Annotated in this window: 9 protein-coding genes and 3 pseudogenes; 5 read left to right on the top strand and 7 right to left on the bottom strand. The window is 60.0% G+C overall.

Going from position 1 to position 13307, the window contains the following annotated elements:
* Positions 1-5: 5 nt before the first annotated feature.
* Positions 6-1508, bottom strand: a complete 1503-nt coding sequence (locus IPG65_RS04165; protein ID WP_293188018.1) for a hypothetical protein — start codon at positions 1506-1508, stop codon at positions 6-8.
* 73 nt (positions 1509-1581) lie between these two features.
* Entirely contained in the window at positions 1582-2226 is a 645-nt protein-coding gene (locus IPG65_RS04160; RefSeq protein ID WP_293188017.1) for a hypothetical protein, read from the bottom strand.
* 88 nt (positions 2227-2314) lie between these two features.
* On the opposite strand from IPG65_RS04160, the gene IPG65_RS04155 reads away from it, so the two are divergent.
* The gene (locus tag IPG65_RS04155; RefSeq protein WP_293188016.1) at positions 2315-2467 is read left to right on the top strand and encodes a hypothetical protein; all 153 of its coding nucleotides are present in this window, start codon (positions 2315-2317) and stop codon (positions 2465-2467) included.
* Positions 2468-2938: 471 nt separating this feature from the next.
* On the opposite strand, the gene IPG65_RS04150 is transcribed toward IPG65_RS04155, so the two are convergent.
* The 3 genes and pseudogenes from IPG65_RS04150 to IPG65_RS04140 form a co-directional block, all read right to left on the bottom strand.
* Positions 2939-3145, bottom strand: a complete 207-nt coding sequence (locus tag IPG65_RS04150; protein ID WP_293188015.1) for a hypothetical protein — start codon at positions 3143-3145, stop codon at positions 2939-2941.
* Positions 3146-3468: 323 nt separating this feature from the next.
* Positions 3469-3921 carry a hypothetical protein gene (locus IPG65_RS04145; RefSeq protein WP_293188014.1) on the bottom strand — a complete coding sequence of 151 codons (453 nt, stop codon included), beginning with the start codon at positions 3919-3921 and terminating at the stop codon, positions 3469-3471.
* A 3082-nt stretch (positions 3922-7003) separates the two neighbouring features.
* Positions 7004-8665, bottom strand: a pseudogene (locus tag IPG65_RS04140) (peptide chain release factor 3).
* A gap of 403 nt (positions 8666-9068) precedes the next feature.
* Between IPG65_RS04140 and IPG65_RS04135 the strand changes: the two are divergent.
* The 4 genes and pseudogenes from IPG65_RS04135 to IPG65_RS04120 all read left to right on the top strand — a co-directional run bounded on the left by IPG65_RS04135 (position 9069) and on the right by IPG65_RS04120 (position 11752).
* Positions 9069-9383 carry a hypothetical protein gene (locus IPG65_RS04135; protein ID WP_293188013.1) on the top strand — a complete coding sequence of 105 codons (315 nt, stop codon included), beginning with the start codon at positions 9069-9071 and terminating at the stop codon, positions 9381-9383.
* Between the two features lie 100 nt (positions 9384-9483).
* Positions 9484-10964, top strand: a pseudogene (gene istA, locus IPG65_RS04130) (IS21 family transposase).
* Positions 10957-11178 carry a hypothetical protein gene (locus IPG65_RS04125; protein ID WP_293190097.1) on the top strand — a complete coding sequence of 74 codons (222 nt, stop codon included), beginning with the start codon at positions 10957-10959 and terminating at the stop codon, positions 11176-11178. The pseudogene istA and the gene IPG65_RS04125 overlap by 8 nt, the downstream one beginning before the upstream one ends.
* Positions 11138-11752 (top strand): annotated as a pseudogene (locus IPG65_RS04120) (ATP-binding protein). Before IPG65_RS04125 ends, IPG65_RS04120 begins: the two are co-directional and overlap by 41 nt.
* A gap of 44 nt (positions 11753-11796) precedes the next feature.
* On the opposite strand, the gene IPG65_RS04115 reads toward IPG65_RS04120, so the two are convergent.
* Both IPG65_RS04115 and IPG65_RS04110 read right to left on the bottom strand, forming a co-directional pair.
* Positions 11797-12474, bottom strand: a complete 678-nt coding sequence (locus IPG65_RS04115; RefSeq protein ID WP_293188012.1) for a hypothetical protein — start codon at positions 12472-12474, stop codon at positions 11797-11799.
* Between the two features lie 266 nt (positions 12475-12740).
* Positions 12741-13301 (bottom strand): nuclear transport factor 2 family protein, encoded by a 561-nt coding sequence (locus tag IPG65_RS04110; RefSeq protein WP_293188011.1) that lies wholly within the window; start codon positions 13299-13301, stop codon positions 12741-12743.
* Positions 13302-13307: the final 6 nt, after the last annotated feature.

Below are 13307 nucleotides of genomic sequence, written 5' to 3'. Positions count from 1 at the left end.
GATGATCATTGACGCTGCTCCCAGATTTCTGTGTCTATTCTATAGGACTCGAATCGTCGTATTTGATATTCACCTCCGCACGCTTGCTTCAACCCGTCTGACAGCTCGCTGAGCGTGTGAATTCGTATGAACGCAAATCGCGGACGTCCGCGCACCGCTTCGCAGACCTGGGTGAGCTGACCAAGACCATGATAGGGCTGGCGAATCAGCTTCTTGGGAGTTTTGCGTTTCAAGTAGTATTCGTGTCCGCTCGGGTTGAGCATGAAGCTGGTCAGTACCACATCGCCATCGCTCAGATGGTCGAATGCGATGGACGCGGCAGCCCTGTAATCGGATCGTTGAATGGACTGGTAGTATTCAAGACGTGGCCACTGCGTCAAGGTGCCAGCTATCAAGAATAGCCAACCCAGCCAGTGCATATTTTTCCAGATTCGCGAGATGGCAATGGCAATCAGCACATGAATGATTGGTAACAGGAAAAGATAGTGCCGCAAATGAAAGATTCCACTTTCTTTCATGATCAAGGTCACGGCCATGAAATACGAAGCGGCCAGCAGGAATAGCGCCAGCGTGGCATTCATCCATTTTTCGCGAGGTACAGCCGCGGCGTCGGAGGATTCTGCTTGGCCGCGCAAGCGCGGATGCATGGTGAACAGGACCGCGGTGATGAGTGCCATGATGACGACGGCCGTCGTGGGCCAGCCCAGCGCATCACGGCCAATGCCTCGTAATCCGACCCAGAAGGCCTCGCCGTAGCCGAGCTTGACCCAGCCGAAGTAGCCCTGCGATGCCAGCAGGAAGGAGTGGTAGCTCAGCGCCAGCCAAGCCAGCAGCGCCAGCGGTACCAAGGACATGCGCAGCAGGGCAGGCCAGTCCCTGCGGCGCCAGGCTTCAGCCGAGTAGGCGGCCAGAATCAGAGCAGACAACACCGTCAGGTTGTAGTGCGTCATGGCGGCCGCGACCAGAAGCCCTGTCTCTGGCCAGCCGGGCAGGGGGGCCTGACGCCAGCCTCGCAGTGCCCGTTCGAGGAACAGGACCGCCATCATGCCTGCAAGGGCTGCCCCCAGACTGTAGGCACGTGCTTCCCGCGCATAGAACGTCATGAATCCAGAGGCCGCGCACATGGCCAGGGTGGACAGATAGACCATGCCCAATGTCGTGCCTCGATGCTTGCAGGCACGCCACCCTAGCCATGCGAGAAAGACCAGGGCAGCAATGGCACTCACTGCCCTGATGCTGGTTTCGCCATCACCCAGAAAGACGACGGAGACCTTGCTCAGCAGCTCATAAAAAGGAGGGGACTGATCCGCGGCCTTGATGGTCCAGAACGACTCGTCGGAACCCACCTCACGCAGATTGATGCGCTCGAAGAATGGAACGCCATGCCGCGGGAGCAGTGTGCGATTCAGGGTGATATCGGCGGAAAAAAGCTCGTCTTCCCAGAGCGATTGATCTCCGAGGCCGTGCAACCGCGGCAGTGAAGCCACCAGCAGGATCAGCAGGATCAAGGCGCTCCATGGCCAGAGGGGACGCCGTGTCTTGGGCATCTCTTGCATGATGTGGGCTGACTGAGCGGCGACGCTAGGAGAGACCTGTCAGGGCTGCGCAGCCCTGGTGCTTGGCAACGGTGATGGGGCCCGCTTTTGCGGTTGCCTGGACGTAACCAAAGAAAGCCGTACTTGCTTGCGACGATGAGCCGCTGCCGAGCACGAAGGGGCGTTCGAGCAACGCATGACCCACGATCCGGTTGTCTTGCATGAGGCGAACGAAGCGGTGTGCCTGGTCCATCGGCTCGGAGGTGATCCAGCCCTCCACACGCCAGGAATCCGGGTTTTGCTCGACAGGCTGATGGTGGGTGATCTTGCCGTCGCAGGGCGGGTGTGGCGTGGTGGGAGCATCCGAGCCGATGAGAGAGTAGGGTGGATACCCGAAAATACCCAGTCCATCGTCGAGGAAGCGCCGCGCCAGGACGGGGCCGCGCACGGCGTTGTAGTACACCAGCGACGTCAAGGATTTGTCCGGAATGTCCAATGCCATCGCCAAGGCAGCCCATTCCTTCGATTTGCGTGCCCAAGCGGTTGTCTTGTCCTGGCAGGCGCGGATCTGGTAGTTCAGCAGGAGTCCCGCAGCCACGAAAACCGGCAGCGCGAACGCCCAACGCGCCCATGGCGGATGAGCGGCCGATGCGCGTACGCCAGCAACAGCAAGGAGCGAGCCATCCAGCAACGTGGACGTGGCGTAGCGCGAAGCGAATGCTTCCGGGAGACCGATATGGGCGCGGATTCAGCGCAGCAGCTAAATTGGATGCGCAGACATGGACCAGAAAGAACGCGATTGCCACCAACATCGGATCGCTGGCCGTCGCAGCCGCACGGACCGAGCAATGGTTCCGATCACGCCGATGGCCGACGTCATGACGAAAAAAACACCTGTCCCGACGGCCAGATTCACGCTGCCGGTCAGGTGAAAGAAAGGGTGCGCCAAAGTAGGACGAACAAGGGTGGATGACGTCGACAGGGCGCTCAGAAGCCAATATGTGAGTGGACTGCGCGCCCAATGCGGGCTCGTGTAGCCATGGAAATATGCCCAGATAGCCAGCGCTGGAAACGAAGCCTGTGGTAGGATTTGTCGTGCCGGCAACCGGTACAGCAGCAGGGGCCCCTGGAAGCCAGCATCGGGAGAGTAGCCACCCCGTTGGCCATGGTCGCTATCGAAGAAGCCGCCGACCAGCGCGGCCTTGAAAACTCCACCTGACCGGTTTGCCTGTACCGTACCATCAGTAAAACGCCAGCGGCGGCAGAAAGGTGCGCCAGGTAGAGTCTGGCTTGCAACCTCCATCGCAGTTTTCCTGCTGCATCCATGAAAAGCCGCGCCCGCGATGAACGGCGTCAGGGCCTGGGGAGACCGCGCCTTCTTGCGCCATCCGGAGCGGCGGCTATCAGCTGAGGAGAACACACCGCCTGATCGCAGACAGCAACGCACCACGTTCATGGCCAGCAGAAACTTGGTCGCCGAAGAAGTGAAATTCCACCCAGAACAGGATGCGCGAGGCAAAAGCGGTGTTCGTTGCCTTACTCACCATGGCGCCCAGCATTCGGCTGGCAATCCTGACCTTAGAACCAGCCCGCCCTTCCCAGCCGTCCATTGCGGTACGCCGGTATGGAAATGGGCCAGTAACGATCCGCGCACCGCAAAACATTGCGCTGAAGAACAGCAGTCTCGCCGCGGCCAGCGTCAGCCGTCGTCGCGCCAGTTGGTGACCAGAGCGGTGTCTCGGTCGTCATGGCGGCCGTTGCGGATCAGCGTCAGGCGACGTGAATCACGCTAGGCATTCAGGGTGAGACTGCTGGAAACTGCTGTTCACCGCATCGAGATCGCCCCGCCAGCGGCTCCGTGGGCACACTGCTCATCGTGGTGCAGAAAGGCGATGAGACTGCTGGATGCCGATCAGCAACAGCGCCGCCAGCATCACCGTGCCGCTGGGCAGGCTGCCCAGTGGCCGCGCTGTGCGCCCACTGCCGCGCCAAACACCGGGCTCGCCGTACTCAGCAGCGCGAACAGGCTGTAGAGGCTGCCCAGATTGAAATCGCGCACCAGGTACACGTCGGTGCTGGCGGCGGAAGAAGCGCTGCACGTGGCGAGCATGAACTCCGGCGGCACGCGCGGACCTTCAGGTTCGACTCCTCGTCGGCGTACACCGCGTCCATCAGCGTCGTGCACCACAACGCGGATGATGCTCAGGTGTTGGGGCATATAGCTCTCGAAGAAGTAGCGGCGCTCCGGTTTGTCCGGCAGCGACTCGCACCTTCCGCCGTGGATAGCGGTGTAGCCGTTGGTCGGAGTCCGCGTATTCAATGATGGCGGTGCTGAACTGGTGATGAAGGATAGCGCCGCATTGCCGAACGAACGGATCGGCGGCATGCCTTTGAGCGACTCGGAGCGGAAACGGCGGTTGCGCCTGGTGTAGTCGGCCTTGCAGCGGACGATATGGCGCGCACGAAGTGGGGATCAGCGCCGGGTTCATCCGTCCGTCGCCGTCGATCTTGACCACGATGTCCATGTCGTCGGCCAGCGCCGCCTGGTAGGCCGTGACTGCAGCACCGCCCCCGCCATGGTTTCTTGGGGTGGTAGAGCACGCGCACGCGCTCATCGTGGTTGTACTCTTCGATGAACACCCCACTGCCATCAGGGCAGGCGTCGTCCACCGCGTAGATCCGCTCGACTGCCGGGCCCGATGGCGGCGATCCCGCCCAGCACGTGCCGGTAACCGCACTTCCAGCAGGATGGCGACGGCGGTGCGCATGGCCATCCCGTCGTGGTCGAGGCCGGTGTGACGTAGACCATGATCGGCGCGCCGCCAGCCAGCCGCCGACCCAGCGGCTCGCCGAGGAAGGCCCAAACCAGTGTCGGCACGATCAAAAGAGGCTAAGCCCGCCGAAGGGTAAGCCAAATGCAGCGGCGCGTGACGGAGGATCAGACCCAGCCGAGGGTGGCTGACGCCGTAGAAGCACGAGCAGGGGCGATCAATATTCCAACCGTTATGCAGCAGAACGGTGACAACACGTCGGAGGCATCGCTTGCGCGTAGCACCTGGAACATCAGTTGCCCGGTACTTGATGGCCCAGCACACACACGAGCGTTAGGGTAATGACGAGACTAGACATTGGACGATGAAGGATCCAGATGCGGCGAATATTGGAAGCTTAACTTCAAGGTGCGACGAAAACGCCAACAAACCGCGGTGTTCCCCGCGATCCGAGGCGTGAAGACGGCAAAAGTTGGAAAACCAAAATATCGGCGCAAACGAGAGCATGCCACAGGACGGTCGCGGCACCGCCGTAATACGTCCGCCTGCCAACATCATCGGTATCAGGCCGGCCCACGGTAATGGACAGTATCGCACGATATTTGAACGTGACATCCAGCCAATCCACCTGCCAACGGTGAATGACATAATGACGAAACCGGATTCAGAATTTGAGTAAGGTCTGGGGCAGGATGTGCTCCGCGTTTATTGACCCTGCGAATCCGCCGTCCGCTAGACGCAGAATAAAGAAAATGTTGATGCGGCTCGCTGCAAACATAGAAATTGTGCCAAAGATTATGTAAGAAATTCGCGCAAAAATAGTGTTTTTGGCGATCACTTGGACAAACCTAACAATGCCAAAGGCGCGAGAAAAAAAATGAAGCGGATCCCAATAGTAGTGGTCATGAAATTGAAGAATTTTCTCTAGACTGTTGCCCGATGACGTCAACAGGTGAACGGTTTGCTGCTGTTTAACTCTGGGCTCACCGCGCTCACAGGCCCATGGTCAGCGTTCCAGAAATCCGACGGTTTCGTATAGTGCCAATGGAAAGATGGAGCCAATTGGATTGCGTTTGCTTGAATTCAAAGTGTGCGAATGCTGCCAATACGCACCACGGCACGATGACTGCAACAAGTCGCCACCGATGCACCCGGGGCAGTGCAATCACGAGCAAGAATGGCAATGACATTCAGAATTCCATTGGGGCGAGAGAAAAGTGCGAATGGCGTGTGGTTGTCAGCATCCAGCATGCGGTCATAGCCAACGCGATAGCGTAAATACCGTCAGAATACAGGCTGCTCGCATAGTACAGCACGCTGGGTGCCAGTGCCACCCCCAGCAGGCCGTAAAAAAAGCTCTTGTAAAGCCGATTTGTCCACATCCAACTCAAGATGCGGGTGCACACCAGTGTGCAAATCAACAGTTGACAAAGCGATCCAGGATTTCTGTAAGCGCCAAGGACCATAGAGCGCGGGTTAAAGACATGCTGGAAATGGCGGCTTGTTTGATTAAGTCGGGGTGGATTAGACTTCGAGAATGATCGCCAAACTGTCTTGGCCCAGGATTCCAGAGCCAGCATGCTACCAACCATAGGCTATAGATCAGTGCAAGTGCACAGAACAGCAAGCCGGGTGGTAGGCGTGAATCGCGGTGTTGAGCGGTGTTCATCGCTTCCGGGGTTTGAGTTTCAGCGCCTGCTTTTCAATGCGGTGCCATTAGGCGTAGGCCAGTACCAACCAGATTCCTGTCGAAATAGCCAACGTGCCAACAAAGCCCAGGTGCGTGACGAAAGAAGGATCACAGTCTGCTGAACTGGAAACGCAATCAGGTAGGTGCCATATGACGGGTCGCCCCAGCGTCCGGCGCGCCTGTACCAGGTGGCACGCGTTCCGACGTGAACCAGCACGAGCAGCAGGACAGCGATCAGTACGGCGGTGTAGTGCCAGCCAGCCGACCAGTTGAAAACCGCCCCGATGCTTGGCTGATATCAAAACGCCAGGCGTCGCTCCCAGTGGAAGCAGGTGGAGCAAAAAGGGCTGATCCAGCGAGGGAAAATGCGCTCGGCTCACTGCCGTAAGTGAACAGTTCCGGAGACGTCGGCGCTGGTTTTGGACAAGAACCAGATTGCATATAAGCGCCACGAAGCATAGCCACATGAATCGCACACGCATCACGCTGAGCAAGCCGGCCAGCGCCATGACCACGTAAGCAGCGAACTTCCAAGGGGATCGTCCACAACGAGCCATTGACGCCACGTGCATAAGGGTTTTCCTCAAACACTCCCGGCAACACGAAGTGAACCTGCATGGCGAGCGTGCCGGAAATGGGCGGCAGTGGCCCCGTCGGAAGTCGAAATAGTAACCATACTAATGGCAGCGTGGTCACATCGACGCCAGAACGTAGGCGGTACAGATGACCACGACCATGAGAGCCGGCCAGATTCTCTCAGGAACCGACGCAGGCTAAAAGCGCAAAACGATTGGATCGTTGTACCAAGCTGCTTGTCACCAGATATCCGCTGATGACAAAAATACGATGACTGCCGCTCCGCCCCAGCTATACAGACCAGGGCAGGGGTTCGGCCTGACTCGTCAGTGCGAAGTGGTGGCTGTAGAGCACCGTCAACGCTGCCATCATGCGGATCGCATCGAAGTTGTTGCCATGCTGCCGATCGAGAGGAGCCGCATTCGCCATGTTCAGCTAGCTTGCAATTCCATCGCATGCTCGCGCAACTGGGTGGAAATGTGGATTTTCGGGAAGCGCTCTTGCGCCAGGCGCACGTCATGCGGAGAGGCTGGTGCGGGAAAGATTAGGCCAAGGCGTTGGCGCCGTCGCGGGCCATGCGTCCGGGTAGGCGTTCTCAGGGCGCTCAGCTCGTCGGGCGTGTCGGCACTGATCAGCGCGCCGGTGTAGCAGCCTCACTCAGACCGCGTCGCAGTCGTATTCGGTCTGCAGGCGTTGTTGCACTGCCTTCAACTGCGGGTGGTCTACGGCGCCCAGCAGCATGTTGCCGCCGGCGTCGGGCTTGAAGACCTGAATCGCACCTTCTTCGCCCGGATTGCGTCAGACCTTGCTGCGGCTGGCCGGGGTGCCTAGGGTTCTTCAGCACCACGGTCATGAACATCTCGGGCGCAAGAAAGGCAGCCCTGTGTGGATTCGCAGGCTGGCCCCGTCAGTGATAATTGTCACCCAGCTCCACGCCGCCGTGGGTGGTAAAGCCGATGATGTCGCCGGCGTAGGCTTCATCGACGGCTTCGCGGCGCTCGCTCAAAAGTGACGACGCTGGTGGGGCGCAGTTCTTTGCCGGTGCGTTGCACGCATCTTCGCCTGCCCGGTGTGTTTGCCACGCTACGCGCACGAAGGCGATGCGGTCGCGGTGGTTGGCGTCCATGTTGGCTCTGCACTTTAGCCACGCCGGCAAAGTCCGGGTCTTCGGGCCGCACGGTGCCTTCCTCGCGTTGGCGGTTGACTTCCGGGTCAGGCCGCGCCTGGGCCGAGCGCAGGGGCGACATCTCCACCAGTGCGTCCAGCACTTCCATCACGCCGAAGTTGTTTACGCCCGAGCCGAAGAACGCGGGCGTTTAGCCTGGCGGCCAGAACGCGTCGTGGCTCCAATTGGTGGCCTGTAGTTCTCATGCTTTCCATTGCCGTGGTCGAAGTCGGCGCCGAAGCATTGCTTGCGGGGCTAGCGGTCTCGAGCAAGCGGGATGTTCTCGAACTCTTGCGCGCGGCGCTTGTCGTTGCCGGCCTCGAACACCGTCATGGTTTGCGTGCGCAAGTCGATGGTCGCCGCAAAGGGTTTCGCGCCTGGCCCACGAGTCAGGTCATGGGGCAACGCAGGGCATTCCCAGCTACGCGCTCCACCTCGTCGAGAATGTCGGCGGCTCGCGTACTTCGCGGTCCATCTTGTTCACGAAGGTGATGATGGAGTGTATCGCGCTGGCGGCAGAACTCGATCAGGCGGCAGGTTTGCGTCTTCTACACCGTTGGTGCGTCAATCACCATCAGGGCCCTATCCACGGCCGTGAGCACGCGCTATGGGTGTCTTCGGGAAGTCTTTGTGGCCGGGCGTGTCAAGCGGGTTAATCACGTGCTCGCGGTAACACGTCTGCATCACGCTCGAGGCCACCGAGATGCCGCGTTGCTTTCGATCTCATCCAGTCGCTGGTGGCGTGGCGGCTATTGCTTTGCGGCCTGGCTGCGCGTGCAGTCTGAATACGCCGGAGAACAGCAGCGGTTTTTCAGTCAGCGTGGTTTTGCCGGCGTCAGGGTGGGGAGATGATAGCAAACGTCCTTCGCCTGACTTCATCAGTGAACCAGAGCGTTAGCCATTGATCACTTTCTTGTCCTATGTACACAAATATACGCGTTTTAAAGCCACAGCTCCTCTGAGGCGAGTTTGCATAATAACCTAAGAACGGCCAGACATCAAACCTAAAACTCGTACAATAAACCTAAGTGTCGCAAGGCAGGAATTCCTAAAAATGGCAACGCCCGCAGACAAGCTCGCCCAATCCTCGCCGTGACTCTTCCAGGGCTGAAAGGCAGTCGCCATTCGGGCGTCCGACCTTACGCGTGTCCATCGTGAGCGCCTGCTCAAGAATGGCTTTATCCGTGGCAAGTGATGAAGGGCTGGTACATCGGTCAGCCCGACGGCCAGACAGGAGAGCACGGACTGGTATGCCTCGTTCTGGCCCTTCTGTACGGCGTATCTGACGGAGCGATTCGGAGAGGACTGGTGTCTCGGGGCGAAGTATTCCATTGCTCTGCATACCGGTAACTGGAACGTCCCCCGTCAGCTTCTCTCATGCGCGGCACACCGGTGGCAACAAAGCCAACCGGCCTACTGCACGACACGTCGATGTCGACCTGCGCCTTGAAGTACCTGATCACCAAATTATCCAGGTTAATGGACGGCCTGCGCCTCATGCGCTTGCCCGCGGCACTCGTTGCGCCTGCGCGCCCGGACACTTCGCGGCACACGCGGTCGAGATGCAGGCACTCGCCATGATTGCCGATGTGTTGATTTATTTCCAAAGCTGGGCCATTTCGGGACGCATTCACGTTGAAATCTGAGCCACGTTGCCGCTCTATCCTGCTGATTTTTTCAGCACGGGGAGCAGGAGGATCAACGAGCACATTGAGTAAGTTACGCCGCCTCGTGCTGAGGCAGGACATGTCGGTGCGCGCGAGGCCAGCAGGCGCCTGGGCATCTTCGAAACACAGCCACCAAGTGGCTCAAGGACGGGGAGATGGCCGAACCCAGATACCCGCAGCGGGTGTCGGGCCCCAGCATCCTGGATCCGTACAAGGACCAGTTGAGCCAATGATCAAGGCCGATAGCCATCGCAGCAAACGCGATCGGCGCGGGATCAAGGCGATGTTTGAAGCTCTGCGGGCGCAGGGCTACAGCGGCAGCCGAGGGCCGGTCTACGCCTTTGCCCAGCGCTGGCAGCAAGAGCAAGGGCAACGCTGCGCGTGGTGCGGGGTTCGTGCCGCTGAGCTTCGGGTTGGGCGAGGCGTTCCAGTTCGACTGGAGCTGCGAGTACCTCTTCATCGGCGGGTTGCGCCGCCGCCTGAGGTGGCACACCAAGCTGGCGTCCAGCCGCGCCTTCTGCCTGGTGGCGTACTACAGCCAGGCGCACGAGATGCTGTTCGACGCGCACGCACGGGCGTTCGCCCTCTTCGGTGGTGTGCCCCGGCGGGGCATCTACGACAACATGAAGACCGCAGTGGACAAGGTCGGCCAAGGCAAGCAACGCAGCGTCAATGCGCGCTTCGAAGCGATGACCGGACACTACCTGTTCAGGCCGGAGTTCTGCAACCGTGCCGCCGGCTGGGAGAAGGGAGTCGTAGAGAAGAATGTTCAGGACCGGCGCAAGGACATCTGGCGCGAGGCCAACGAGCGGCGCTGGGGATCGCTTGGCGAGCTTCAACGGACTGGCTGGAGCAGGCCTGTGTGAAGGTCTGGGCTGAGATGAGTCACCCGAATGGACGCAGCTCATGGTGGGCGATGTCTGCCAGGACGAACGTGTTCGCCTCATGCCCAACCCCGTGCGTTTGATGGCTACGTGGAGCAGCCGGTGCGAGTCTCTGCGACCGCACTCATCCACTTCCAGCGCAACCGCTACAGCGTGCCGTGGTGAATGGATTCATGCGGTGGTCAGTCTGCGGGCCTACGCGGATGGCCTGCTGGTGGTCGGGCCCGATGGGCGACAGGTGCGCCTGGCGCGCAGCTTCGAACGTGATCAGACGCTCTACGACTGGATGCATTACATCGCGCTCATCGAGCGAAAGCCCGGCGCGCTGCGCAACGGCGCGCCCTTCAAGACCATGCCCGAACCCCTGCAGGAACTGCAGCGCCAGTTGCTGCGCCACAGCGGTGGCGACAGGGTGATGGCGCAGGTGCTCGCGGGTGTGAGCCTGCAAGGGCTGGAGGCTGTGCTGGTGGCGGTGGAGCTGGCCCTGCAGTCTGGGCGGGTGAGTGCCGAGCACGTGCTCAATGTGCTCTCGCGCCTGAAGGAACAGCGCTTGCCCGAGTCGCCAGCGGCCACCCGGTTGACGCTCAATACACCTCCACTGGCCAACCTGCAACGCTATGACGCACTGCTCAACGTCCAGCCTCATGAGGCGTCACCGGAGTCCGACCATGCATGACGTCATTGATGCGCCTTCTCAAGGCGCTGGGCCTTCACGGCATGGCCAAAACCTGGCCTGGAGAGCAGGGCACCGCCGCATGAAGTCGCTTGATCATGAGGCCGTGTTGCACCAGCTCATCAAGGCCGAGACCGGCTCAAGCGAGGTGCGCTCCATGGCCTACCAGATGCGCGCTGGCGCGGTTCCCATCGCACCGCGATCTCGCCGGCTTTGACTTCGCCCACACGCAACTCGATGAAGCGCTGGTGCGCCAGCCGCACACCCTTCGCTTCGTGGAGTCAGCCCACAACGTGGTGCTGGTCGGTGGCCCCGGCAGGAAGACCCACCTGGCCACGAGTCTGGGGATCGAGGCGATCCGCATGCAGTACGTGGCAAGCGGTGCGTTTCTCCTCCACAAGTAGAGCTGGTCAATGCTCTGGAGCTTGAGGAGCAGATAACAAAGGCCGGTCAGTTGTCACACCGCCTGATGTAGTCGATCTGGTGATCCTGGATGAATCAGCTACTTGCCGTTCACGCAGTCGGGTGGCGCAATGCTGGTCCACCTGCTCTCCAAACTCTACGAGCGAACGAGCGTGGTGATCACCACCAACCTCACCTTCTCCGGAATGGAGCAGCGTCTTTGTCGATGCCAAGATGACCACGGCCTTGCTCGACCATCCACGCACCACTGCACATCGTGGAGACGGGCAACGAGAGCTGGCGATTCAACCATTCCAGTGCCGCTGGCGCGGCACCGCCAGAACACCGCCGCAAGCTCAGCAAGGAGATCGAGTCAGCAGACCCGATGACTTATCCGCAATCGAGTAAACGTGAATCCATCAACCCCGGTGGCTCAAGCTTCGACGTGATCACTGGCTCCGATTGTTGATGAATCAACAGCGTGCGGCCGAACGTCCACCTGAAAGTGCTTTCCAGCGACCGCGATCTGCTCACACATCGAGACGAAGCGGTTCTCCAAGACCCATTTCCGGAAGACCTTGCAGTTGTCGATTGGAATGCTGGCGTGGCTGGAAAGCCGTTTGTAGTGCTCTGCCTCAAAGCGAGCGCACAACCAATCCGTCATGTGCCAAGCAGTCATTGCGGCGTTCAACGCCAAGTACGAGCGCTCAATCCCCGAGTCGTGGAGGCTCACTGCACGCATGCGGTCCCACTCCCACTCCAGCTTGCGGAAAAGATCGAGTACATCAACGACTTCGAAGGTCTTTCCGGACGGTGGCGGCGCCATGAAGTTGCTCCTGAAGTGGAGCGCCAAGTATGACTCGGACAGCGCGGCTTGGGCTGCTGCCGGTTCCGTGGACACCGACCTAAGCTTTGTGGACTTACGGCATAAACCAGTCCAAGTTTCTGCCGCACCCCAAGCTGAATCGACCCCCAGAAGTTGGACAAACTTCAGGGTTTCATGAAGAAGTACAAAACTGAGTTCAAGCTTGAGGTCGTTCAGCAAATCGAACCGAGGTCCGCCCAGAGCAGCGGCACGCTCGAAACAGTCCAGGGCCCTGGCCTGCTCCATGCCTAGATTGATAGTTGTTTTAACAAGTGGACCTTCTCAGAAGGCCCAGCACTGCAGAATCCAGGCAGCCGGCGCTGGTTGCGCCCAAATTCACTACTTAAATCGTAATCAGCGGTTGTGCGCAGATTTTCGGCAATTTTTAAGGAAATGCATTCCAACTATGTCGAAGCCTGCTTTTGACTGTTCAAAGTTGCGCGCGTAGATCGTTGATAGAACAGATAGGACGCACGCAATAACTACAGATCCCTACACTGTATGGGGGATGGCTAGGAGTGGCGCCGATGCTCGCCCAAGTCGTTCCATACGTCCTGGCGGTGCAGCAGCCCGTCTTGCACCTCGAACCGGTCGATGAACCGGATGCCGGCAAAGGCCTGCCCGTCCGGCCATTCACCAGACAAGGTGCCGTGGCAATGCACCACGCTGGTGGTGCCGCTCCAGGCCTCGTCGAAGGTCTCAAAGGTCTTGCCCACCGAGCGGTAACGCTGACGCCCCCAGTCCACCAGCTGCTGCAGGGTGGTGAACCGCACGCCGCCGGGGAACTGCATCTGGAAGCCTGGCGCGAGAAACGCCTGGGCGCGGTCCAGTTCGCGCGCCTGCATGGCCGCCAGGAAGGCCTTCACCACCTCGGTGGCCACCGGGTGGGCGTGGTTGCCGGCGACGAACACCCGGGCGTCGCGCTGGTAGGTTGCGGCCTCGTTGATGAAAGTGGTGATGCCCGCCGGGGGCGCGGCGATCACCGACGCCACCGCGTGCGACACGCGCGCCACGAGCCGCTCTCGCACCTCGGGGCTGTAACCGGGCAACAGGGTGATCTGGGTCACGGGCATGGGGGT

This window comes from Ottowia sp. (assembly GCF_016703145.1).
In the GTDB taxonomy this organism is placed as follows: Bacteria; Pseudomonadota; Gammaproteobacteria; order Burkholderiales; family Burkholderiaceae_C; genus Ottowia.
This window is presented reverse-complemented; position numbering and strand designations above follow the sequence as displayed.